This is a genomic window from Neobacillus driksii (genome assembly GCF_013409995.1).
Classification (GTDB): Bacteria; Bacillota; Bacilli; order Bacillales; family Cytobacillaceae; genus Neobacillus; species Neobacillus driksii.
The window spans coordinates 321,272-345,438 of the sequence record NZ_JACCBX010000002.1; the positions used below are offsets into that span (position 1 = coordinate 321,272).

A 24,167-nucleotide genomic window follows, 5' to 3' on the forward strand; every position below is an offset into this window, starting at 1 on the left:
TTTTTAAACAAGCTATACTAAAACTCGCTCTTGATTAAGTGAGTTCAGCTTATTATTAATATCATTCAACCACTTGTGGTACTCTTCTGAATCCTGTGGAGTTATTTGTCTGACCTCAGATTCCTTCCAAAGTTGGTAAATCAAATTTGCCGCACCACGTTTTGCCGACTCCGTTCTCTTTACTTTTTTGAAGTACTCACAAATCTCTGTTAACAGACATTGTCGTAAACGATTGGCCCGCTCCGTTAAGGAAGGATTGGAGATAAATTCTTGGTCATATGCCAACACTAAATCTAGGATATTACGAATTCCATCTTTTCTAACTTTCGAAATTTCAACGGCTCCCCTAATAAAATCATGTTCATGAATCTCTCGGTTATTTCTGATTTGGGTTTCTTGTGTTTCTTGGAATCTTTCTAAAATTTCATCATAGATAACAGGATTATGAGGTAATGCTTCATGAAGGTTGAAGGTATCTTCTTCCACCTTTTCTCCAAATTTCAGTAATAATTTTGTGCCTTGATTTCCACTATATTGATAGACTCTCTTTCCGTCAGAGTTGACTAACTGAAGCCAGCCATAGATTACCCCCAGCAACAGTGCACGGTCCGTCCGATTGGTTTCAAGCTCAGCGCGTTCCGGATTTAAGTCTGGCATATACGCAGGGAGATGCCAATTTCGATCCAAATGCGGGGTTATTGTTCGATTTTCATCCTCATTGAGCTTACTCACTAACCGATGATAGGCTTCATAATAAACACCTGGAGGCTTTCCATTTTTCCCAGAGGAAAATTTGGTAAAGTCACTGACAGATAACCCATAATGGGCACGATAACAAACGATTTCATTACGCTTAAAGGCATCATCCACAATTTGTTTTTCGTTAAATAACTCATTTTGCAGCTGCTCCGAAAGCAGGTTAAAACTTTCCGTATGGAGTCCCCAGTATTTTAAACTTCGATACTCATTTGTAATCGGAACATATGGTTGTGCCAGTTCTTCTATTGCCTTCATTCTTTTATAAAGATAATCATCTGGGTCAATCCCTAACCGACTGGCTTCTATTCTGAGCGCCTGGGTGATGGTTAAATCTAGTTTATCATGATGCTTACTCGCCAATTCGTTCCGGCAAAAGTTTAAAACATTCTCTCTAAAAAACACTTCAACCTTGGTCTCTTTATAAAACTCCTCTGCCCTTCGATTCGTTTTCCGCTCGATAAACCGGTTATAGAGACTTTGATAAATCTTCTGAGAGATACTATCTGGCAAGAAACCATGATCTACCGATTGACGTATCCGCTCCCACGTTTGCTCCAGCATTTCCTTGTTGGCTAGAACATACCTTTTCGTCGGATCACTCACGCCATCAAACTTCCTTGCTAATTGATTTATTTCCAACAAGAGCGTTTCTCTTGTTTCAATTAAATGATCAAAGAACCTTTGCCAATCCTCGATCATTTCCTTGATGGATTGATTGAGAGCAGAAAAGACTAGTTCTAACAACATGGAATATTTATAACGATTAAGGGTACTCAGCTGATGAGATGCCTTTTCCGTATACTCATCAATAAAATCTTTAAATTGATTTCGAAACACACTGGAAACAAAGCCCTGTTTTAACGCTTTATCCACACGTCGAACCGCATCATCTACATCACCGTCATTGCGGTCTAAATCATAAATGTCTTGATAGCGTTCAATCTGTTCTTTAAATCTGCGATTCTCTTCTTTTAAATGGGAAATCTTCTTAATAAGTTTATTGTGAATACTATAGAGCAGATATCGCACCCCAACAGGGTGAATAGGTGAATCTTTTTTCAAAATCCAGGTATTAAGCTGGAACCGGCTCCCATTTACGCCATTCGTCGAATGATAATCTGCATCAATGATCTGATAAACAATGAAATGACTGTATTCATTAATTTTCTTGTTAATTTCTTTGGCGTAGTCTTCTAGGGCGGATTCCATTCGATTAATTTCTTGTTTCGCTCGATCTTTTATTTTCAGTTTTCCTCCATCCAGCACACAATGATCTTCATAATCCTCTTTTAATTCCACATCATCTTTCAGCACTTTTTTTGCATATTCCTCTACTTCAGATAAGAATATATCGGCTTTCGAAGCGCCTTTTTTACCCTTATCCTCGATTTCATGAACTTGGTATTCAAGCTGACGGAAAAAAGGGTTTGGTTTTTCTTGGTCATTCACAATCTGCTCAAAGTACTTAACATAAAGCTCTCTAATCTTTGGTTTTTCATTATGAATTCCGTTTCTTAAGTCATCGTCATGTCTCTTTTTTTCATCATTAAATAACTTATCTAATCGGAGCCAAGAGTCATCTAAGCCGCTTATGGACCATTTTAGTGCACAATAGTCAACAATCTCTTCATATGGATACGTTAAGGAAGCAACTCCAGCACCACAGTACCGTGCCTGCCCGTTTGATTCGACCAAACTTCTTATTTGGTTATCCTCCTGTGAAAAGCTTCTAGCTGAAATCGGGCTAAAGAGTTGGAGATAAACAGATCGTGCTACCTGGTCTATATACTCCGAAACGTTCGTTAAATGCTGCCCTTTTGTATTTTCATAATCAAATAGAAAGCAAAAATCATAGGGAAGATGTTTATCTGTAATCGCATGTGCTGTCCTGCCCTCTAAATCAATTTGATTCGGTCGATACTCGAGCTCAATCGTCACATTTTGTTTATGATTACCCGATGCGCTCAAGCTTATGGCATTCAATTCTTTTAAGCTGGCATACCCATTCCCTTGGACCGCTTCCCACTCCGTTTGGTCAACCGTATTACTTCTTACCAATATATCCGGTAGTAAAAAAACTCCGCGAATCAGAACACTTTCCGAGTTTAGCTTTCTCTCCAGCATTTCACGCAGGTAGAGAGCGATTTGAAGAAAGATCCCTGAACCTGTGCCGCCAACTAAGGAACTAATAATAATCACTCGGACATTATACGACTCAGCATGGCTATCAACAGGAAAAATTCGTTCAATTCCATCCCACATCGCATTTAATTTCCCTTGTGACATCGCTGACCGGAAAGCAAGTCTCGATACTGCTCGAACTTGGCCGGCTCCATCTGTCATCGTTTTCCGTTTTATTTGGGGATTATTCGGAAACCATTTTAATACTTCTGGATTCGCTTGAAGATATTCATTAACGGAATGGCTTGTGCTTGTTTGTGTAGCACTGTTTCTTAAGTGTTCTAATTTTGAAATGCTATTGGCATCAGTATCAAACGCGTGGATTGCGACTCTTCCTCGCTGCTCGGGGGGAACACGGCCATATACCATATTCGCAATATTACTCCCTATTCCACCTAGACCAATTAATATCGTTGGGACATTAAAGCTCATCTTGTTACCACCTCTTAAAGTACTTTAATGGGATTTAAATATATAAATTGAATAGTCATTACTTCTCTCAATTTGAATCTCATCGTTATGATAAATCTGTAAGTCTGCCTTTTTACTTCTTCCCTCAAGCTTTTCATGTCTCACAATGAGGTTTGGGTCCTGTGATTCTTTCACGAGCCAAACACGGTCCTTCTTTCGATCAGCCTTAAATGTTAAATCGCCAATACTCTTTTTTTCCGCCAAATAGGGTACAAGCCATCTGTTAACCCAATTCGTATAGAAGTTTTCTGTCATTCCGCGTGCATCTCGAAGCCTCTCTCTTTTCCTGCTTTGCTTGTATTCTAGTGAAATGCGGTTTTTGTCAAACCTTGGTTTTATAATGATTCCAATGATATACACAAGGATGGCAAGCCAGATTAACGCTTTTATAGCATCCTTTCCATATTTCTTAAAGAGTGATATATCCTCAATGTTTAGTGTAAAAGTCTCTTCCGCTATTTCATTAGGGTACTCACCGGGTAGGGTAACGTGAAGGGGTACGTCTCCTACCGATGTTCGGAAGATCGGCGATAAACTCTTAGGGTAAATAAGAATTTTATTCCCTTTTTGTTCTTTTTCAATTTTTATATGGCTGGGGGTTTCTATTTTTAGTTGCTTAAAAACCTTTTTAAGTTCTTCCGAAGTCATTTCCTCCCCATTGATCATTGGGGTAATCACAAATGGATCTGCTTTGTTTAACTTATCTAACGACTCACTCCAGGTATCAGTATTTGCCACCAGGCTCAACTTTCGCGTTGGGTTAATTTGAATGCTCGATTCCTTTACCTTTTGATAGAATCCTTTAATATTGACTTTTACATTGACAGGAATTTTATCCTTTTGAGGTAACGTGAAATCCCCGATGAATTTATTAACCTTAGAATCATAGTTTAGGTGAAGCTTCTCTCCGTCAATTTCAGCTTCTACTTCAAACAAACTTTTTACGTCAATTGCACGTAAATCGATTTCTTCATCATTACTCTCACTCTTCAATAGTGTGGTTTCTAGCACCATCTTACTGCCTGCAAAGAAAACTTCAGGATTCTCTTCACCCGTGGCTTTTTTAAAATTTACTCTAAAATCAATCGCCGGTTCTGCTAATATCTTGATAGACTCTTGTTGTTCTTCCAATAGTGGCTTCTCAAAAACAATTTTATATGTCCCTCTGTCGACAACGCCATCACCATTCACATTTTTAAAATGCGTGAATGTTCCTTGAATGGGTGGATGTAATTTCGCTGGATCATCGGGTGTTATAACTTTGTATGGACCCTCCATTCCTTGTTCAATGCGTTGGTTGTTTATATAAAATTCCTTAAAGGAAGCATTCTCTGCAGCGGATTGTTCAATGAGAGTAATTCTCCGTAATGGAAATGGAGACTCTAAGACTAATTGATTGCCGTCCCAAACAGGATGTAAATCAAATTTCTCCTGTTCACTCGGATCTCGATTGGTCATGAGAGCTGCAACCTCGTTAATGCGTTGGATGATATCTTGCTCTCCATTGCTCACTAGCACATTTCCAGCTGAACTTTCGGTCCATTGTCGTTTAAAATCAGCCATAATCTCTAGCTCTTCTGTGCTCAAATAGGATTCAATGGGAATCAAGGTACTGTGAAAACTAGCACCGTTTTGGTCCATTTTCTCCTTTAGTTCCCTCAAACTAGTAAAAAGGGTATTCTTGTTCTCTTCAATTTGTGCGGCTGAAAGCTTTTGTTCAAGATGATTAAGTTCATTAAAAATCCCATCGGTAAGAACGATTAACCAGAAATCAGAGTTTTTATTGCTGTCCACAGCTTTACCCAATTCATTGATCGCGGTTTGTAAAGATTCTAGTGGAGTATTTCTTTTCCCGGTCCAGGTTCGAATTTGATCAATTTCATGTTGACGAAGTCTTTCATCTAATTCAATCGGCTCCGGTACGGTCGGTGAGCTCATAGAAACAACTCTTAACTGATCTTGTTTCTCTAAAAGAGAAACAAAGCTTTGAAGAGCGTAATTCGCATACTTCCAATTATCAATCGGTACATTTCCAGACTGTTCCCACATACTGCCAGAATCATCATATACAAGCGCAACAATTTTATTTTTAGGAATAGTGGAATGAGTTTTCGCTTCCACTATTGAAGCGAAAATGCTAAAGAAAAAAATAACCAAGACGTGCATGATTACAAGATGTTTATACTTAGCTATCATTCTTTGAACTCCTTTCACAAACGAGCGGACACCGTAAAATAACCCTTTTCGAATAATTACTCCTATCCTATTCAAAACATTTATAACGCATGACCCAATTGTAAAAGTTTAGCTAAAAACCTGTACATATCATGGGATCTCTGTATAAAATCTAGCCTCGAGGTTAACAAAAAACTCCCCTTCAACCGAGTGGGAGTTTACATGTTTCAAAATCGATTATGACAAGTATTTTTTGGGGTTAAATTCTTGAGTATCGTGATCACAGTCCTTCACAAACGGACATAAATTGCATTCATGAACATTGCTTGTCTTAAAGTAGTTAGTAGGATTCTCAATGGAATATTTCATGACTTGTAGATAGTTAATACCTTCCTGTAAATCTTCAGGGGTCGGTGTGAAGACATGCTTCTTTCCGTCGAGTAACGTAATGACTTCTACTCTCTTCGGGGTTCTTTTAAATACCTTTTCAGAAAAAACTATCGACAGATGATAGTAGAGCGTTAACATTTCTGGTGTTGCGTCGACTAAGTACTTCTTTATCACAAAAGAGGAATCAGACCACTCGGCAACATCAAATGTTAAGGATAGGTCGACATCCAACTCTTCAATATATGTATTTAGTTTTTCAAACAAAAACAAAGGTGGAGATTCCTTGGATTCTGGCTGTATATATTGAATTAGATTATCTGTTATTTTGGCAATTACCAAATAATATTGAATCCTAGATTCAAATAGGTGTGGTGCTACATTACTCCAATATTCATCCACAAGTCTTAGCACTTTTCCTGAATGTCGGTGTTCAGAAGGAAGTTTATAAAAAGTATAAACCACCTTATTTACCACATGTTGCACTACCTGTCTCCAGTTGATAGTACGCTTTCTCTTTTCGTAGTAATCAAAATAAAATTTGTAAGGACATGTGATGAAGTCTTTTAAGTTATCCTCTGTGATAGCCTGTATTTGATTCATGGACAAACCTCCCCCTAAATGTATTTGTTCAACGTAGTTAATCCGATAATAATTGATAATGATTATCAATGTCAATCAAATTTTCTAATTTACGAGCTAAATTATTTGAATAGTTAAATTGTTGTCAAGAATCTTTTTCTGCTACATATATTTTTGGCAGATGATAATAAAGGAGGACATTTGGATGATGACATCTGAGAGTATACGTTTACGAAAAATTCAAAGGCAAGCTCATGAAATTATGGATGAGGTAAATCTTAGAAATGTGCAAATGCCGCCAGAACTCCTAACAATGGTAATAGATAACCTCTCACGTGCCGTTGGTGATTTAACCGACCCTTCAGGTAATTTTTCTTTGAGTTATCTAGAAGAAAAAGTCGGTAATGCCCACTCCATTCTAGTTAAAAAGATACAATGAATTAGGAGGAGCAAACATTCTAGAAATCAATTTAGCTGAATAATAACCAGCCCACTATCAGGTCCGATTAGGATCAATATAGTGGGTTTTCTTTTATAAAAATATTGAAACACAGCAAGATGAGCTACATAATAAAAGAATGGAAGGATGTGGGAATAATGAGCAGATATTCGATTGAAGAATTCATTAAACAAACAGAGCAGAAGGATAAAGGCGAAGGTTTGTTTGAATTGGAGACGCCACGGATGTTGGAGGTAAACTTAGACGGACAGGTTTGGGCAAAGGCGGGATCCATGGTTGCATATCACGGTGAAATCAAGTTTGTCCGTGAAGGAATATTAGAGCATGGTCTCGGGACTGCATTAAAAAAGGCATTTACGGGAGAAGGCGCTTCTTTAATGAAGGCCAATGGGAGAGGAAAATTATATCTTGCGGATAGTGGAAAGAAAATTATTATCCTCAATTTAAGTAATGATTCTATTTATATTAACGGGAACGATCTATTAGACTTTGAACCTAGTATTAAATGGGAAATTAAATTAATGAAAAAAATTGCCGGAATGCTTGCTGGCGGGTTATTCAACGTTCGCTGTCAAGGAACTGGGATGATTGCCTTCACGGCGCATTATGAACCAATCACATTAAGAGTAACACCAGGAAACCCTGTCATTACGGATCCAAATGCAACCGTCGCCTGGTCTGGTAATCTGATGCCAACCTTTCAAACGGATATTACGTTAAAAACATTGCTAGGAAGAGGCAGCGGTGAGTCGATTCAAATGAAATTTGAAGGTGACGGCTTTGTGGTGATTCAGCCTTTTGAAGAGGTCTACATGAGAGCGAAGCAAAATATGTCATAGATGAAGGGAATGATTATCGTAAATCAAAATAACCGGTAGCAATAGAAGTATGAACTTGCCTGTTTGATTCCCTTATACTTCATTTTTACTAGGAAAGGGAACCAAAACATCCTTTTGATTCCCTTATACTTCATTTTTTACTGGGAAAGGGACCAAAACATCCTTTTGATTCCCTTATACTTCATTTTTTACTAGGAAAGGGTACCAAAACTCTTTATTGGTTCCCCTAAGTCCCATTTTTAAAGAGCAAGGGAACCAAAGCAGTTCTTTACTCACCATCAAACTGGGGTAGAATCTAATCACCTTTTCGAAAACCTTGTTGTTTCAGCATTTTTCCTACGTGTTTATATCCATCATTTATATAGAATGGGTCCTTATAAAAATTAGCCATTCTTTGTGTCCAGGTAGAACCTCCGCTTTGTCTTCCTTTCGTTGCTTCAAGATGAATTTGATTAAACTTCTCGATTTCTTCATGTACATTCTCTTTGTATTTTTCTTCATGATAGATAGCTTCCTTTGGTAATCGCGGTACCAAATCCGGAGTTTCACTTGGATAGCCAATACATAAGCCTGAAACTGGAATGACATACTCTGGCAAATTCAGCAGTTCAATGTATTCTAGTGGACTTCTCCGTATTCCCCCAATTGGCACTGTCCCTAATCCTAATGATTCAGCAGCAGTTATGGCATTTCCTAGCGCAATACCAACGTCTACTGTTCCAACTAGTAATAAATCAGGATTGATAGCAGACTTGAACTCGATTCCTTCCATTTCACAAGCTACCTTGATACGGTGGAAATCTGCACAAAACACCAGAAAAACGGGTGCTTCAATAATATGCTTTTGGTTGCCTGCAAGCTCCGCCATTTTCTTTCTTCGCTCAGGATCTTGAATGGAAATGATGGTAACGTGTTGACCGTTTACCCAGGAGGGGGCTGCTTGGGTAGAACGAATAATCTTATCCAAATCTTCATTTGAAACTGCTTGATTAGCGTATTTCCTAATTGAGCGATGTGTCATCATGGTTTCAACTACTTGATTCAGTTGTTGTTCTTCTTTTCTCATATGTAATCATCCTTAAACTAAATTTAATACACATTCTCACCCTATCAAAAAAGTTGCTCTATAGGAAGAGCAACTCGTTTTGGTAATCATTGAAATGTAAGTGAAGTGCTCATTTCAATGATGTGGTTCTGGTCGGCCCACAGAATAAAGTACTGATATTCTGTTCCTTCTATTACAACTGGATTCGGATAACGTACAATCAATGCAGCTTGATTGTTCATTTCTACTGGCTGGTCTTGGGACGGGAAAATCAAGCAAGCAGGTTGACTTCCAATACGAGTGTGCTGGATGCGCGGTTTGGTGCCATATGGGTTCAGCTGGTGAAAGGCTTCATTTTGACAAACCACTTCAATCGATTGATCAGAGGCTATCGCTGAAATTTGAAAGAAACCGTCTTCACCCTCGTATCTTTCATCGTTTACTCGTTGCCAATGGGACGGATAGTGGAATCGAACTTTATAGACAGAGTTGGAGTATGTTTTTTTAAGAGAAGTAACCGGTAATGGTGACCATTCCAATGCGGTAATGGAGCCGCCTTCTACAAGCTGGATTGGAACGGGATGCGTTAAATCCACCAGCCAGATTTCACTGGAACTGCCTTGTTGCTTACATCCAGAAAGATAAGCAATTTTCCTGCTATCTGGTGACCAGGATACAGGGGTAGCAAAGCAATTGGAAATTGCTCTGGTAACTTCGTTCATCCCTTGTCTTCCAGCTGTTCTTATCTGTGAGAAATATCCAAGATTTTCAAACGCAGTTGCACTAAATGCGAAGCTATGTGAATCAGGTGACCAGGTGGGGTAGTAATTTTTTGCTAATGGTCCTCCTTTAACTTCTATTACGTTTCCAGTTGACAGGTTTACACTGTAAATGATTGAGATACTAGCACCTGGGGTTGTATATAAAGCATAGGTTCCGTCAGGAGAAAGTCGAACATTATTAAGTCTTCCACCTGTATTTCTAGTGATTTGCACTTTACCCGTTCCATTGGTTTTAATGCGAAAAAGCTGGCTTACTCCTTTGGTATTTGCTTGTTGAAAAAGCAAATCAGTACCGCTTGGAAACCATTGTGCGTCTGTTGCACCAGGAGCATTAAGGATTCGGGCACTATGAGTAATCACATTGTAAATGACCAACCCATTTGGTTTTGTATAAACAATCTCTTGGCTATTCGGAGACCAATCGAGAAAAACAACTAATCCGTCTGCAAACTGATCAATTTGCGCTATACTGTTATCCACTAAATTAAGAATGTGGAGAATTCCATTTTTTCCAACAAAGGCGATTTTTGTACTGTCAGGTGACCAATAAGGAATCGAATAAGATTCTGCTAATCCATTCGTGATTTGTTGGTTCACACCGTTACTAGGATTATAAATCCAAATATCATAGCTACCACTTCGATTGGAGGTATAAGCAATTACACCCCTATCACCAGGAGGAGCGTATGGAATGATGAGTTTCATACCTGGTGAAATCACGGTAGACGACAGGTTATTAACTTTCATAATTAACTCGAAGTTGCTTTGACTTCCAGTTATTACGTTAAAACGGTTTGCGATTTGGAATAAGGTATCTCCAGGCTGGACCACATAGTAAGGGAAGCCAGGTGGTACTTTCAACAACTGACCAGCTTGGATTACGTAAGGGGGCTGAAGCTCATTAGCTTGGATGATAACCGAAGCTGGAACTCCAAAATTTTGAGAAATTTGATTAACAGTATCTCCTGGTTTCACACGAATGACATCTACACCAGGAGGAACGGAAAGCTGCTGACCCACAAAAATAGAGTTGGGCGAGGTCAGATTATTCGCCGCAATCAGCGTCTCTAACGGGAGCTCCCAGCGTCTCGCAATCTGGTAAAGTGTATCCCCAGGACGGACTGTGTAAAATAACTGCATTAACTTACCTCCAATCTATCCATTACGTTTAGCTGGAATTACCCCAACTTCAGTTCTGCTGACTGAACAACATGGGCAATCCTCTTTGCCTACATGCTATTCACCCGCAGGATGAAAGTTTCATATCTTACTGAAATAAAAAAACCAACAGCATGTAAATTCTTGCTGTTGGTTCTTTGTATAGTCCATTTTTTATCTTCTTTTATTTAGAGAGAAACCTTTTCCAATTGGTGCATTGAGAGTAGTTACCATGTTGTTAACGGCACTAAACAAAGCTTTTACAGAGGATGTCATAATATCAGGGTCAATACCACAGCCCCAATAGACAGTACCATCCATAGCAGTAATACCCACATAGGAAACAGCGTTGGATTTGGAGCCTATTTCTAGGGCGTGCTCCTTATAGACCAAATCTTTATACTGGATTTCCAATTGGGTTTGAAGAACGTTGCTGATGGCGTCTAGTCTTCCATTCCCGACACCCGTAAATTCATGCACTTCGTTATCTATACGAATTGATACAATCGTTTCGTAATGATCGCCTTGGGTAGGACGGTAATTGTTAAACGCAAGCGGAGCACTAATATTCACATATTCTTTATTGAATATGTCATAAATCTCATTAGGCATAATTTCCTTGTGCATTTTGTCTGATTCATCTTTCACCTTATATCCGAAGTTTTCACGCATTTTTGCAGGCATATCAAGTCCATAATGCTGTTGAAGCAGATAACCAATACCACCTTTACCAGATTGGCTGTTAATACGGATAATATCACCTTCATACTCTCTGCCAATATCCTTTGGATCAATTAAAAGATAAGGTACTGTCCAATATTGACGTTCTTCATCCTCACGCCATTTCATTCCCTTGGCAATGGCATCCTGATGAGAGCCTGAGAATGCAGTAAAGACAAGGTCACCCCCATATGGATGTCTTTCATGAACATTCATTTTTGTCAGTTCTTCATACTTTTCTCTAATTTCACGGATATTCTCAAAATTAAGATGTGGGTTCACTCCATGTGAATACATGTTTAATGCAAGCGTCACGATGTCTACGTTACCTGTTCTTTCACCATTTCCGAACAGTGTACCTTCCACCCTCTGAGCCCCTGCAAGCAAACCCAGTTCTGCATCAGCAACCCCTGTTCCTCTGTCATTGTGTGGATGCAGGGAAAGGATGACATTGTCCCGGTAATTTAGGTGATCTCCCATAAATTCTATTTGGCTCGCGTATACGTGAGGCATTGACATGGACACTGTTGCTGGAAGATTAATAATCACTTTGTTGTCAGCAGTAGGCTGCCAAATATCCAGTACAGTGTTACAAACTTCAAGCGCAAACTCCATCTCTGTACCCGTGAAGCTTTCAGGTGAATACTGGAACTGGAAGTTCCCTTGAGTTTCAGCTGCATACTTCTTAAGCAATTTTGCACCGGTTACGGCAATATCGATGATTTCTTCATTTGATTTTTTAAATACCTGCTCACGCTGTGCTACTGAAGTAGAATTATAGAGGTGCACCACTGCTTTGTTTACACCTTCCAGCGCTTCAAATGTCTTTTTAATGATCGCCTCTCTAGATTGTGTTAACACTTGGACGGTAACATCCTCTGGAATCAAATCCTGTTCAATCAATGTACGTAAAAACTGAAATTCTGTTTCGGACGCAGCAGGAAAGCCAACTTCGATTTCCTTGAAACCTACTTCCAACAGCAACTGAAAATATTCTAATTTTTCTTCCAGACTCATAGGAACAACTAAAGCTTGATTTCCATCTCGTAAATCCACACTACACCAAGTAGGAGCCTCCGTTATGTACTCCTTCTCTGTCCATTTCAAGCTTTTAACAGGGGGCATAAAATAACCTCTTGAATACTTTTCAACATTTCTCATTCTAATGACCACCTTTTCATTTATGTTCAGATAAAATAAAAAAGCCTATCATCTCATAAGAGACGATAGGCTTTGCCTTCGTGGTACCACTCTTTTTGGTTCATTTAGATACAAACGAACCCACTTTAGGACTTTGTGACGGTTGTCAACCGTTAAGACCTACATATCAGCCTTACCACTCCTGGGCGAGTTGGGGAGTTTATTGACTGTCTTTCACCAGCCGACAGCTCTCTAAACAATAAACGATCCTTAATACTCCCTATCATTGTGTTTTTATCATTTAATTTTTATTTTCCTTATTTTATACTAAATTCTGATACTTTCCAAGACTTATTGTTCAACTTTTTGAATTTATCAAAATCTTTGTTGAATTTATCTATTTAAGAAAAATTTAATACTTAGTTTAGATTCCTTTTATATTTTCCTATTAGACTAGGTTTGTAGATAAGAACATTCATTTTATTAAAGGAGTAAGTATATGACACACGCACACCTAACATTCTCGTATTATCACTAATTTTACTCATCATCATTGCTGTTCTTCGAAACAAAGGAAAAAATATTAAAATATGGCATATGGTTTTGCGAGCTACATACATTCTTATTATCGTAACCGGAGGTATGCTCTTCTTTGCAGCCTATTCCATTCCGTTATCTTATTATTTAAAAGCAATTCTCGGTATCGTCATGATTGGTCTATTTGAAATGGTGATCGTCCGGAAACAAAAAGGAAAGAAAACAACGTAATCTGGATTGCATTCTCTCTCGTTCTTGTTATCCTCTTTGCTCTAGGATTTACACTCCCAATGGGATTTGATTTATTGAAATAATAAAGAAAGAGTGTTTCACTGGTGCCTGGCACCGATGAAACACTCTTTCTTTATTTAAGGCAATTTATAGTGGGGCACACACTCTTGAAAGTTATTTCATTTTAATAGGAGTTACCACGGAAAACAAACTATGTGCTGGATCTGTTACATTGATTTCAATAATTTTAAATCCAGTTCCGTTAGTAGTAGTATCATTTTTGCTTGTTTTGATCATTGGATTGATATTCATCTTTCTTACTTCCTTCCTAACAAAATACCCACAGAAGTTACTATATGCTGGAGGGAAAAAAAGGTGCACAAATTTTTATGGTTGCCATTTTCTATCCAAAACGTGCTTTAGTTCAACAAAAAATAGGACCGCCGGCAAGCGATCCGTAAACTCTCTTGCCCCCGTCCGTACAGCCAAACGGAGGCTAACTCCTTCTAAGGAATTATTTTATTTCTTAACAACTGCTTTCATAGGATAAAATTCCGTTGTCATTATTCCACCAATAACGGCGGGATCTTCTGCGATAAGTTTTGGGACATGTTCCTCATCCTCGACTTCTATAATTGCCAGTCCGTGTGGAGCCGAAGGATTTAGAACTGGTCCGAAAACCAAAGCAATCCCCTGATTCTGCTTGTCAGTCCAATAGGCGATGTGTTGTAGCATAATATCCCTTTCTTCTTCAGTCATGTCCTGATGAAAAGTTATTCTTGGCGGAGTAGACTTTAACATGAAGTGTATTTTACCCGAATTATTGCTTGAAATGTTGTTCGACATTGCGAATCCTCCTTCAGTGTGAATTTATATATTTCCATGATTATCAACTTTTGTATTTATACCATTTGGTTTATGAACGACTTTAAATATTTATATCCAATCTTGCACACGTTAATTCAATAAGGAAAACATCGTACAATTCCAATGCTTTGCATCCCTTTTTCTTGTACCTTTCCAGCCCTTTTTCTGTAACTCTTTAGCAATTAACATGTTAAAAAAACCGTGTCCAACTAATACCTATATTCATTAGCGTAATCAATTAGCTGTTGTGCTGCCTTATTTGCGGTCAGAAATTATTTTAGATACTGGATTTAAAAGTCCAATCCACATAATATGGATTGCATTCTATCTTGTTCTATTTATCCTCTTTATTCTAGGTTTAACCTCCCTATAGGATTTGATTTATTAAAATAATAAAGAAAGATTGTTTCACTGATGTCTTCCAACGATGAAACACTCTTTCTTTTTATATGGCTAATTTATAAATGCAGCATATCTAGTTAATTTTTCTTTCTCTTTTATAAACATGTCATTTTTCATCATGATAGTTTTGGCGGAGAATGTTTTTTTGAATCTTCCCAATAGAAGTCCTTGGGAATTCTTTAACAAATCTAAACTCCTGAGGAATCTTAAAATTAGATAATTCCTTCATACAATATAATCTGATCTCTTCTTGAGAAATGTTAGCTCCATTGGTTGAAATGTAAGCGATAATGGCTTCTTCTCTTAATTTATCGGGAACGCTAATAACGGCACAATCAGAGACACCAGGATAACTTAAAAGGATATTTTCTATTTCTAACGATGATATGTTTTCACCAGCTCTTTTAATTAAATCCTTATCCCTATCTACAAACCAAAAAAAGCCTTCCTCATTTCGATATCCTTTGTCCCCTGTGTAAAGCCAGCCATTTCTCAGTGTTTTATTCGTCTCTAATTCATTTTTATAATAGCCTTTCATTAAGGATGGGCTTTTAATTATGATTTGTCCTACCGTTAAAGGAGGAAGCTCGTTTGAGTTGTCGTCTACAATTTTTATCTCATTCCCTAACCCTGGTTTGCCTAAAGCAAGAATACCAGTTTCCGTGTCGGCAGGCATTTCCTCATATAAAGGAGTTACAATATTAGTTGTTATTGATTCAGTCATCCCATACCATTGAAAAAGCTTGATTCCAAAGCGTTGCTTAAATGAGTCTATATCATTTTTATTCACAAATAAACCATAGCCCACCTGTCTAATATTATGCTCTTTTTCATAAGGATGTACGGATAGTTCGAGTAAAATCTTAATAATGGTTGCTACAAAACTTGAAACCGTTGGATTTAATTTTTGAATATCCTCCCAAAACGTAGAAGCACTGAACTTTTCTAGAAGCAATATTGTTCCACCGACAACTAATGTTGCCATCGATGTATAATACTGTGAATTCACATGAAACAAAGGTAAAAAAATCAAGTAACGATCCTCTGGTGTAAGCCCTTGGTATACTACTGAAGAATGCCCTGCAAATAAGTAATTCTCATGTGTAATGAGCACACCTTTGGGTTTTGAAGTTGTTCCCGATGTATACATCATCGCACAAACATCAGAGGGCAAAACATCAATAAGAAGATCTATATCCTCCAAGGTGGAACGTTCAGAAACCCATTCTTTTGAAAGATTTTGATAGATAATTAGAGGCAGCTGATCGAGCATTTCTAAATGGCTTACTGTAATGAGAGAATCATCATATAGAAAAACCTTACTATCTGAATGGTCTAGAAAATATTCCAACTCTCTTGCCGTTGATGCAGTGTTAATAGGCAATAAAATGGCACCTATTGCTGCACAACCAAACCACAAATCATAAAACAAGGGGGAATTAACATGCATGACAGCAACTTTATCCCCTTTTCTAATTCCCTGCTTTTGCAGCCAGTGTGCAGTTTGATTACTTCTTTTTAACATTTCTATATAACTAATTTCTTCTTCTAAATAACAAATAAAAGGCTTGTTTTGATGTTTTCTTGCTTGCTTCTGAAGATAGGTGTATATGGTGTGATCACCATGAGTCAGCATGATTAATAACCTCCTTTTAAATTTGAATGGAGGACCATTCCCCGTTAAAAGTTTATTCCAAGACTAGGAAATCCAAAATGGTAATATCTGTCATACCAACTTTTTTTAAATAAGATACAACTTCTTGGTGCTTAGGATGAGGTCCATAATTTTCAAACGCGTTTCTGTCTGAAAACAATACAGCCAGACCGATTTCAAAACCACTATTATTCTGTGAAAAATTTATACCGGCAAAAATATCAATAATTCCGTTTATTTCTTCTTTTAATGATTTAAGTCTTAAAATGACTTCTTCCTTTTGTTCGTTAGTTGTTTTTTGACTAAATTTAAATAAAACAATGTGCTTAATCATTATTTTGCCATCCCTCACTTCATTGACCCATTACCAATCTATTTTTATACAGATTTTCCCAAAATGACTACCCTCGTTCATATGGAGAAAAGCTTCTTTACTATCAGCATGGTGAAAGACTTTGTCTATCACAGGCCTTATTTCATATCTTTCGATAAATTTCAGCATTTCCTTATATTCCTCAGTACTTCCCATCGTTGTACCCAATAGGTTGTATTGACCAAAGTATAAATTTCTAAGATTAATTTTTACATCATCCCCTGTTGTTGCACCAAAATTCACTAGTGTTCCACCAACTCGTAGAACAGATAAGGCTTTCTCCCAAATTGCCGGTCCAACACTATCAATAATTAAATCAATCTTTTCATTCACTAATTCTTTCTTCCAATCCTTATCACTTTTAATTGCCATATCCGCTCCAAGCTCGATAGCCCTCTCACATTTCTTTTCACTTCTGGAGGTCACAATAGCTCGTGCTCCGGCAGCTTTAGCCATTAATAAAAGAAATGTAGCTACCCCACTTCCAATTCCGGGAATTAAAACGGTTTGGTCAGCCTTAAGTCCACCTCTTGTAAACAATGCCCTAAAAGCTGTTAAAGCTGCTAAGGAGAGAACACCTGATTCCTCCCAAGATAAAAATCTTGGTTTAGGTTCTACGTTAGTAGCTGGAATGGTTATATATTCAGCAAATGTTCCGTGTCCAGGCACCCCTATAATTTCAAAGTTACCAGGAGGAGAGTCACTTTTTACCCGCCAATTTAGGCTTGGATTGATGATTACCTCATCTCCAATTTGGATATTCATTACACCTTCCCCAATTTCTTCAATTACACCGGCACCATCAGACCCCAATACCACAGGGGGAGCATTCTCACTTCTACGGTACAAATTCCATTTATCACGGTGGTTTAAACCTGCAGTTTTAAGGCGAACTATTACTTCTCCTTCCTGTGGTTCACCCTTTTCTATGTTGGTAAGATACGTATTCTCAAAACCTGGTTTCCCACTATGCACGAATGCCTTCAATTATAATTTCACCTGCTTCTAATTGATATTATTCAACAAATCTATAAAACTATGATCTCAACATTAAAGCGACTCGCTTAGCCTTGCATACACATTCACCTTTTTGGTTATATCCTCTATGTTCGAACCATACAATTCCCCTACTGGGATTAGAATTAGATTCTCGCTTTTCAACCACTTCAGTTACTCCCCTTAATGTATCTCCAATTCTCACAGGTGCAGGGAATGTTATTTGTTCATATCCTAAATTTCCCAAAGTAGTACCTAGGGTTAAATCCGAAACCGAAACTCCAACCACAAAAGACAAAGTAAACATACTATTTACGATAATGCTTCCATGTATGGAGGACCTTCCAAATTCTGCATCCAAATGCAGAGGCTGCGTATTATGGGTTAAGGTTGTAAACAACAAATTATCCGTTTCAGTAACAGTGCGCGTTATAAGGTGCTCATAAACGTCCCCAATATTAAGTTCTTCAAAATATTTCCCACTAATCATGTATCTCACTCCTGCCTTATTTTTCATGGTAATTCCTAAGACTTACTAACTCATTAGGATGTTTCTTTGAAGCTATCTGCAAATTTAAGCATCTGCCTAGCCGTATTCACATGAGCATAATCGATATGCTCTCCTTCAAATAAAACAGCACCTGCACCTTCACTTAAAGCAGTTTCAAATGTTTCAATCATCTTCTTGTAGCGGGCAATTTCCTGTTCAGATGGTGAATAGACTTTATTAATGACTGGGACATTTGAAGGATGGACAATCATTTCACCAGCGAAGCCCAATTGTCGATTAATAGTCGCAGCTTCCTTTAATCCCCTCAAGTCATGAACATCCTGCCAAAGCCCGCCAATAGGAATAATTTCCGCTGCACGAGCTGCCAGGACTACATGTGACCTTATGTAAATTCTTTCAAGGCCTTCCTTTGTCCATTGATAACCTACCGAACGTGCAACATCCCCATTGGCTGGACTAACTCCAGCCAATGCAACAACTCGATCCTTTATCCCGATCTCATAAGCTAAATAGATAGAACGAGCTGTTTCTAAGGTAGCAATAAATTTTGTTGTACCGATTTTAATATTTTTCTTATGTTCTATCTCAGAAACAATACTAGATAAGGTATCTACATCCTCAGGACCATTTAACTTCGGTAATACGATTCCTTCAAGTTCCGGTTGTATGATTGCTTCTAAATCTTCAATGTCAAATCCATAAGGTCCCCTATTTATCCTTACGTAAATCCGTTGATTCTCACTTACTAATGGAGAAATGACTTGTGCAACACTTTTTCTTGCTTTTTCTTTTAGATTGTTTGGCACGCTATCCTCTAAATCAAGAATAATCGTGTCTGAATCATATTGAGGAATTTTATTAAACCAATTCTCTTTAGACCCAGGGACGAATAACATACTACGGATTGGTTTCATTCATTTCCCTCCCTTTAAAAATTATTTACGTAATATTCTGAATTAATAAGATCTAGGCAACCCTAAAACCTTCTCGGCCACAAAGCTCTTGACCAATTCATTTGTAATGGGTGCTAATCTTGGTAGTCTTGCCATACGATAAATTCTTTCAATATTATATTCTTTGGCATAACCATAACCGCCAAAAGTCTGGAATGCAGAATCCACTGCCATAAACCCTGCCTCTGATCCACGTAATTTCGCCATATTGGCTTCTGCACCGCAAGACTTGCCATTTTCATATAACCAGCATGCTTGATAAATTAATGCTTCAGCTGCTCTTAAATGCGAGTATGCATCTGCTAACGGAAATTGAACTCCTTGATTCTTCCCAATTGGTCGTCCGAATACAACACGTTCATTTGCATATTTTACTGCTCTTTCTATGGCTCCATACCCCATACCCACTGCTTCAGCAGCAATTAACATTCTTTCCGGGTTTAAGCCATCTAGTAGATAATAAAAACCTTTTCCCTCTTCACCAATTAAATCAAACTCGTCTATTTCAAGGTTCTCAATGAAAAGCTCATTGGTGTCGATTCCATTACGGCCCATTTTTTCTATTTCTTTAATTGAAATGGCGGATTTGTCGACAGGAGCAAAGAATATTGACATGCCATCTGTCTTTTTCTCTACCTCATCATAAGGAGTCGTTCTTGCAAGGAGCAACATCCTATCTGCTTTTTGTGCTTTTGTAATAAACACTTTATGTCCATTTACGATGTATTTATTGCCTTGTTTTTTAGCAAAGGTAGTGATTCTTGCTGTATCTGTTCCTGCGTTTGGTTCTGTTACACCGAAGCAAACGTGAAGCTTTCCACTTGCTACATCTGGCAAATATTTTTGTAGCTGTTCTTTATTCCCATGATAAAATAATGGGTTTGCCCCAAACATGGACAAATGAATACTGGAGGCACCATCCATTCCTGCAGCAGACTTCGCAATTTCCATGAGAATAATGACTGCATCCGTAATATTGAGCCCTGCACCACCATATTCTTCAGATATTAATACACCAATTAATCCCGCTTCCGCACATGCATTCCAAAACTCAGTTGGAAAAATATGTTCTTTTTCGATTGTTCTCCAATATTCATCATCAAAATTCTTACAAATATCACGAGTTACCTTTCTTAACATTTCTTGTTCTTGCGTAAATTCAAAATTCATACACTTTCCTCCTCGCTTCTTTAGATGATTCCTTTTTCTCTCAGATTATCAATTTCATTTTGTGTGTATCCAAATTCTTTAAGCATTTCACTTGTATGTTCACCCAGTTTTGGAACAGGACTTTTGATTTTTGAGGTCGTGTTAAGGAATTTGTATGGAAAATTTAAACCGGGCACTTCACCTAAATTATCCTGTTCCCACTTAACAATAAGTTCCCGTGCCTTAGTTTGTTCACTATTTAAAACCTGATCTAGACTATTAACTAAAGAACATGGGACCCCTATTTCATTAAATATTTTGATCCATTCTTTTCCCGCTTTGGTCGATAATACTTGTTGGACGATCCCATCAATTTCCTCACGTTGTTCAAGCCTGCCTAAATCAGAAGTGTATGGTTCTTGCTTATATTTTTCTTCTAAATCAAGTGCGTCACATAGTTTTAGCCATTGACTATGATTGCAAATAACATGTATATAAGTACCATCACCAGTTTCATAGTTTCTACTTGGAACACGATGAGGATGTTCTGAACCTAAACGTTTTGGGATTTCATTCTTAAAAAATGGAATTGCTGTAAGAATCCCCATCAATGATACGACTGAATCGTATAGAGCTATATCGATGTATTCACCTTCCTGTCTGACTGATCGCTTATATAGTGCAGCAGCAATGGCAAATGCTCCATATAAGCTAGAAGAAATATCTGCGATTGGGAACATGGTCTTAACAGGCGGACCATCTTTTTCTCCTGTTAAACTCATCACACCTGTATCTGCCTGAATAATCGGATCATAGCCTTTAATGTTTTTATTTGGACCAGTCTGTCCATAAGCGGATAAACTAAGGTAGATGATATTTGGATTTATTTTTATTAAATCTTCATAGGATATCCCAAGTCTTTGAACTACACCAGGTGCAAAGTTTTCAACTACTACATCACATGTACTGACAAGCTTCTTAATAATTTCTAATGCTTCCTCATTTTTTAAATTCAATGTAAGTGACTTTTTACTACGGTTTAAGGCCATAAAATAGCCACTCCAATTCTGTTCAAGCGGGTACCACCCTCTTGTTTCGTCCCCACTTTTTGGCTCCTCAATTTTTATAACCTCAGCACCAAGTTCGGCAAGCATTTGAGTACAAAAGGGACCAGAGAATACGCGTGTAAAATCTAATATTTTAATGTTTTCAAACACCTTACCCACCCTTTCTATTGCCTATCTATTAATTTCGTTTTACTAACATTCACATAGCTCCCTTTCCCCCATCAATCCGATATTGAGCCCCCGTAATGAAAGCACTTTCATCACTAGCCAGAAATAAGACTAAATTAGCAATATCAGTCGTCGTTCCATAACGCCCTAATGGTATACCTTTAGCAATGGTATCTTGTTTAACCCCCATACCTTCTTCTAAAGAGCGCATCATTCTTGAATCGACAGCAGTAGGATGAATAGAATTTACTCTTACATTTGCATTCGCTGATTCAATAGCTGCAGATTTTGTAAGCCCCACTATTGCATGTTTAGACGCGATATATGGTGAAAGATTTGGACTGGCATCTAAACCCGCTACTGATGAAGAGACAATGATACTACCACAACCTTGGGCTATCATTTTGGGAAGAACATATTTCAACCCTAAGAAGACCCCTCGTACATTAACGTTCATAACCGCATCAAAGTCCTCTAGGTTTTGTTGTACAAGAGGGGCAACTTTCCCTTCAATTCCGGCGTTGTTAAAAAAAACATCAATTCTTCCAAAATGTTCAACACAGCTATCTACGTAATTCTTTACATCGGATTCTTTTGAAACATCCGATAAAACCGTTTGGATTACACCATAAAGTTCTAATTCTTCTTTCGTTTTCTTCAAAGCATCTTCGTTTATATCAACTAGAAGCAATTTTGCACCTTCATTTAGAAATTTAATAGCAGTTCCTTTTCCTATCTCTCCAGTTGCACCTGTTATGATTGCAACTTTGCCAGAAAGCTTGCCCATTCTCTTCCCTATCTCCCTTTATAAAATCTTTGGAACTCTCAATACTTCTTCTATAAAGTACTCGTTTGTTATATAGCAGTATATCCTCCATCGACTGCAATACATGATCCTGTTACGAAGGAAGCCGCATCACTCGCTAAGAAATTTATTACATTTGCTACCTCTTCGGGCTGTCCTATCCGTCCCATTGGATGTTTCTCAGCAAAAGCCATCCGTGTTTCCTCTGAGGTTAATGGCGTAGCAATAACGCCTGGACAAACTGCATTCACTCTAATATTATTTCTTGCATGAGAAGTCCCTGCAGCTCGGGTTAAATTCACCACCCCACCTTTTGAACCAGAATATGGAGCATGACTTGGAACGCCGACAAGTCCGAACATAGAGGCTACATTAATGATGGCCCCCCCACTCCCTTGCTTTAACATTTGGGCAATTACATATTTATTTGTTAAGAAAGTACCATTGTAGTTAATGTCATTTACTTTAAGCCATTTATCGTAGTTTACCTCCACAATATTTCCCGGTCCCAAACTAACGCCTGCACTTGCTACTGCAATATCAAGCTTCCCATATTGTTCAACGGTCTTAGTAACCATCATTTTTATGTTTTCTTCTTTTGTTACATCAACCTTTATAAATGAGGCACCAAGATCCCTGGAGATTTTTTCTCCTTCCTCATTGATGTCTGCAATCATAACCTTTGCACCGTTTTCAATAAAGTTCTTAACTGTGGCTAATCCTATCCCGCTGGCTCCCCCGGTTACTATAGCTACTTTTTCTATTAAATTCATAAAGCCTCCGTTTTTCTTTGAATTTCAATATAGAAGAACAACTTTGTGTTACTAATCTAGTGAACTTAAAAACTGTTTAATACTCCCGACAGTCTTTTCTATACTTTTTTTAAAAAATGAATAGTTTGAAAAATAACCGTGAACTAAACCGCTTTCAACTTTATATATCACTTTTACCTCAGCTTCCATGAGCCGTTCTGCATAGGCAATACCTTCATCTCGGAGTACATCGTTTTCAGCAGTTATAATAAATGCTTGTGGAAGGTCATGTAAATTCCCACTAATGAGCGGTGCTACATAAGGATTTATCCTATCCTCTTCATTCCTAATATAATGAGTACCAAACCATTTCATTAAATTTCGATTAAGGGCATAACCTTCTGCAAATTCATAATAAGATTCTGTGTCATAGGATAAGTCTGTAACCGGATAAAGTAATACCTGTGCAGAGATGTCAGGTCCTTTTCTGTCCCGAGACATCATCGAAACAACAGTCGCAAGATTCCCGCCTGCACTATCGCCACCAACAATAATTTTGGAAGCGATTCCATTAAAAAGAACAGCATTTTCATTAACCCATGTTAAGGCAGCATAGGAATCTTCAGCAGGTATTGGAAATTTAAATTCAGGAGCAAGTCGATAATCAACTGAAATCACAACACATTTTGTTTTATTTGCGAGAACTCTACAACTCGGATCTACTCCGTCCAGATTACCTAGAACCCAGCCGCCACCGTGATAATAAATAAAAATAGGGAAAGGTCCTTCACCCTCAGGGATATAAATCCTAACAGTGATTTTACCTTCAGAACCTACAAAGATTTCTCTATCTTCCACTTTTGCCACTTGATCTATTTCCATATCAATTTTTTTAGCTTGGGCCATAATAGCTCTAACATCTTCCGGGTCCATAGTTGAGAAATCCGGTAATTGATTAAATGCTGTGACATATGCCTGTGCTTCCGGTACTAACTTAGCCATT

At 37.9% G+C, this 24,167-nt stretch carries 21 protein-coding genes and 1 other annotated feature; of the genes, 3 read left to right on the forward strand and 18 right to left on the reverse strand.

All coding sequences use genetic code 11. From position 1 onward, the window contains the following. Window positions 1–12: 12 nt before the first annotated feature. The 3 genes from F4694_RS04790 to F4694_RS04800 all read right to left on the reverse strand — a co-directional run bounded on the left by F4694_RS04790 (window position 13) and on the right by F4694_RS04800 (window position 6,576). Complete coding sequence (locus tag F4694_RS04790) at window positions 13–3,372, reverse strand: tubulin-like doman-containing protein (protein ID WP_179595756.1); 3,360 nt, start codon at window positions 3,370–3,372, stop codon at window positions 13–15. Window positions 3,373–3,396: 24 nt separating this feature from the next. Beyond that, the gene (locus F4694_RS04795) at window positions 3,397–5,607 is read right to left on the reverse strand and encodes a vWA domain-containing protein (protein WP_179595757.1); all 2,211 of its coding nucleotides are present in this window, start codon (window positions 5,605–5,607) and stop codon (window positions 3,397–3,399) included. A gap of 216 nt (window positions 5,608–5,823) precedes the next feature. After that, complete coding sequence (locus tag F4694_RS04800; protein ID WP_179595758.1) at window positions 5,824–6,576, reverse strand: hypothetical protein; 753 nt, start codon at window positions 6,574–6,576, stop codon at window positions 5,824–5,826. 184 nt (window positions 6,577–6,760) lie between these two features. Here F4694_RS04800 and F4694_RS04805 point away from each other — a divergent pair, with 184 nt between their 5' ends. Together F4694_RS04805 and F4694_RS04810 are read left to right on the forward strand one after the other, a co-directional pair. After that, complete coding sequence (locus F4694_RS04805) at window positions 6,761–6,994, forward strand: hypothetical protein (protein WP_374757407.1); 234 nt, start codon at window positions 6,761–6,763, stop codon at window positions 6,992–6,994. Window positions 6,995–7,152: 158 nt separating this feature from the next. Beyond that, a complete protein-coding gene (locus tag F4694_RS04810) occupies window positions 7,153–7,854 on the forward strand; it encodes an AIM24 family protein (protein ID WP_179595759.1) in 702 nt (233 codons plus the stop codon). 295 nt (window positions 7,855–8,149) lie between these two features. On the opposite strand, the gene F4694_RS04815 is transcribed toward F4694_RS04810, so the two are convergent. The 3 genes from F4694_RS04815 to F4694_RS04825 form a co-directional block, all read right to left on the reverse strand. Beyond that, complete coding sequence (locus F4694_RS04815) at window positions 8,150–8,920, reverse strand: NADPH-dependent oxidoreductase (RefSeq protein ID WP_257029129.1); 771 nt, start codon at window positions 8,918–8,920, stop codon at window positions 8,150–8,152. Window positions 8,921–9,006: 86 nt separating this feature from the next. Further along, window positions 9,007–10,821 (reverse strand): LysM peptidoglycan-binding domain-containing protein, encoded by a 1,815-nt coding sequence (locus tag F4694_RS04820; protein ID WP_179595760.1) that lies wholly within the window; start codon window positions 10,819–10,821, stop codon window positions 9,007–9,009. A gap of 192 nt (window positions 10,822–11,013) precedes the next feature. Further along, on the reverse strand, window positions 11,014–12,720 hold the full coding sequence (locus F4694_RS04825; protein WP_179595761.1) for a 2-isopropylmalate synthase: 1,707 nt from the start codon (window positions 12,718–12,720) through the stop codon (window positions 11,014–11,016). A 55-nt stretch (window positions 12,721–12,775) separates the two neighbouring features. Then, window positions 12,776–12,995 (reverse strand) — a binding site (T-box leader). A gap of 241 nt (window positions 12,996–13,236) precedes the next feature. Between F4694_RS04825 and F4694_RS04830 the strand changes: the two genes are divergently transcribed. Next, window positions 13,237–13,467 (forward strand): DUF1516 family protein, encoded by a 231-nt coding sequence (locus F4694_RS04830; RefSeq protein WP_308806296.1) that lies wholly within the window; start codon window positions 13,237–13,239, stop codon window positions 13,465–13,467. 174 nt (window positions 13,468–13,641) lie between these two features. Here F4694_RS04830 and F4694_RS04835 read toward each other — a convergent pair whose 3' ends face one another. From F4694_RS04835 to F4694_RS04890, 12 genes are all read right to left on the reverse strand, one after another. Further along, a complete protein-coding gene (locus F4694_RS04835) occupies window positions 13,642–13,779 on the reverse strand; it encodes a hypothetical protein (protein WP_179595762.1) in 138 nt (45 codons plus the stop codon). A 207-nt stretch (window positions 13,780–13,986) separates the two neighbouring features. Further along, on the reverse strand, window positions 13,987–14,313 hold the full coding sequence (locus F4694_RS04840; RefSeq protein ID WP_179595763.1) for a YciI family protein: 327 nt from the start codon (window positions 14,311–14,313) through the stop codon (window positions 13,987–13,989). Between the two features lie 529 nt (window positions 14,314–14,842). Continuing rightward, complete coding sequence (locus tag F4694_RS04845; RefSeq protein WP_179595764.1) at window positions 14,843–16,372, reverse strand: class I adenylate-forming enzyme family protein; 1,530 nt, start codon at window positions 16,370–16,372, stop codon at window positions 14,843–14,845. Between the two features lie 52 nt (window positions 16,373–16,424). Beyond that, complete coding sequence (locus F4694_RS04850; RefSeq protein WP_179595765.1) at window positions 16,425–16,724, reverse strand: Dabb family protein; 300 nt, start codon at window positions 16,722–16,724, stop codon at window positions 16,425–16,427. Window positions 16,725–16,754: 30 nt separating this feature from the next. Beyond that, on the reverse strand, window positions 16,755–17,750 hold the full coding sequence (locus F4694_RS04855) for a zinc-binding dehydrogenase (protein WP_179595766.1): 996 nt from the start codon (window positions 17,748–17,750) through the stop codon (window positions 16,755–16,757). Window positions 17,751–17,799: 49 nt separating this feature from the next. Continuing rightward, window positions 17,800–18,249, reverse strand: a complete 450-nt coding sequence (locus F4694_RS04860; protein WP_218895518.1) for a MaoC family dehydratase — start codon at window positions 18,247–18,249, stop codon at window positions 17,800–17,802. Between the two features lie 53 nt (window positions 18,250–18,302). Next, entirely contained in the window at window positions 18,303–19,184 is an 882-nt protein-coding gene (locus tag F4694_RS04865; RefSeq protein ID WP_179595767.1) for an HpcH/HpaI aldolase/citrate lyase family protein, read from the reverse strand. A gap of 42 nt (window positions 19,185–19,226) precedes the next feature. Then, the gene (locus tag F4694_RS04870) at window positions 19,227–20,393 is read right to left on the reverse strand and encodes an acyl-CoA dehydrogenase family protein (protein WP_179595768.1); all 1,167 of its coding nucleotides are present in this window, start codon (window positions 20,391–20,393) and stop codon (window positions 19,227–19,229) included. A gap of 20 nt (window positions 20,394–20,413) precedes the next feature. Continuing rightward, entirely contained in the window at window positions 20,414–21,589 is a 1,176-nt protein-coding gene (locus F4694_RS04875; RefSeq protein WP_179595769.1) for a CaiB/BaiF CoA transferase family protein, read from the reverse strand. A 49-nt stretch (window positions 21,590–21,638) separates the two neighbouring features. Then, window positions 21,639–22,394 (reverse strand): SDR family NAD(P)-dependent oxidoreductase, encoded by a 756-nt coding sequence (locus F4694_RS04880; RefSeq protein WP_179595770.1) that lies wholly within the window; start codon window positions 22,392–22,394, stop codon window positions 21,639–21,641. Window positions 22,395–22,462: 68 nt separating this feature from the next. Next, a complete protein-coding gene (locus tag F4694_RS04885) occupies window positions 22,463–23,185 on the reverse strand; it encodes an SDR family NAD(P)-dependent oxidoreductase (RefSeq protein ID WP_179595771.1) in 723 nt (240 codons plus the stop codon). Between the two features lie 51 nt (window positions 23,186–23,236). Next, entirely contained in the window at window positions 23,237–24,166 is a 930-nt protein-coding gene (locus F4694_RS04890; RefSeq protein WP_179595772.1) for an alpha/beta hydrolase, read from the reverse strand. Window position 24,167 lies beyond the last annotated feature (1 nt).

Bases quoted from the DNA above. Each gene is read 5' to 3' on its own strand.
- F4694_RS04790 (WP_179595756.1), bottom strand. From the start codon at position 3,372: ATGAGCTTTAATGTCCCAACGATATTAATTGGTCTAGGTGGAATAGGG.
- F4694_RS04795 (WP_179595757.1), bottom strand. From the start codon at position 5,607: ATGATAGCTAAGTATAAACATCTTGTAATCATGCACGTCTTGGTTATT.
- F4694_RS04800 (WP_179595758.1), bottom strand. From the start codon at position 6,576: ATGAATCAAATACAGGCTATCACAGAGGATAACTTAAAAGACTTCATC.
- F4694_RS04805 (WP_374757407.1), top strand. From the start codon at position 6,761: ATGATGACATCTGAGAGTATACGTTTACGAAAAATTCAAAGGCAAGCT.
- F4694_RS04810 (WP_179595759.1), top strand. From the start codon at position 7,153: ATGAGCAGATATTCGATTGAAGAATTCATTAAACAAACAGAGCAGAAG.
- F4694_RS04815 (WP_257029129.1), bottom strand. From the start codon at position 8,920: ATGAGAAAAGAAGAACAACAACTGAATCAAGTAGTTGAAACCATGATG.
- F4694_RS04820 (WP_179595760.1), bottom strand. From the start codon at position 10,821: ATGCAGTTATTTTACACAGTCCGTCCTGGGGATACACTTTACCAGATT.
- F4694_RS04825 (WP_179595761.1), bottom strand. From the start codon at position 12,720: ATGAGAAATGTTGAAAAGTATTCAAGAGGTTATTTTATGCCCCCTGTT.
- F4694_RS04835 (WP_179595762.1), bottom strand. From the start codon at position 13,779: ATGAATATCAATCCAATGATCAAAACAAGCAAAAATGATACTACTACT.
- F4694_RS04840 (WP_179595763.1), bottom strand. From the start codon at position 14,313: ATGTCGAACAACATTTCAAGCAATAATTCGGGTAAAATACACTTCATG.
- F4694_RS04845 (WP_179595764.1), bottom strand. From the start codon at position 16,372: ATGCTGACTCATGGTGATCACACCATATACACCTATCTTCAGAAGCAA.
- F4694_RS04850 (WP_179595765.1), bottom strand. From the start codon at position 16,724: ATGATTAAGCACATTGTTTTATTTAAATTTAGTCAAAAAACAACTAAC.
- F4694_RS04860 (WP_218895518.1), bottom strand. From the start codon at position 18,249: ATGATTAGTGGGAAATATTTTGAAGAACTTAATATTGGGGACGTTTAT.
- F4694_RS04865 (WP_179595767.1), bottom strand. From the start codon at position 19,184: ATGAAACCAATCCGTAGTATGTTATTCGTCCCTGGGTCTAAAGAGAAT.
- F4694_RS04870 (WP_179595768.1), bottom strand. From the start codon at position 20,393: ATGAATTTTGAATTTACGCAAGAACAAGAAATGTTAAGAAAGGTAACT.
- F4694_RS04880 (WP_179595770.1), bottom strand. From the start codon at position 22,394: ATGGGCAAGCTTTCTGGCAAAGTTGCAATCATAACAGGTGCAACTGGA.
- F4694_RS04885 (WP_179595771.1), bottom strand. From the start codon at position 23,185: ATGAATTTAATAGAAAAAGTAGCTATAGTAACCGGGGGAGCCAGCGGG.
- F4694_RS04890 (WP_179595772.1), bottom strand. From the start codon at position 24,166: ATGGCTAAGTTAGTACCGGAAGCACAGGCATATGTCACAGCATTTAAT.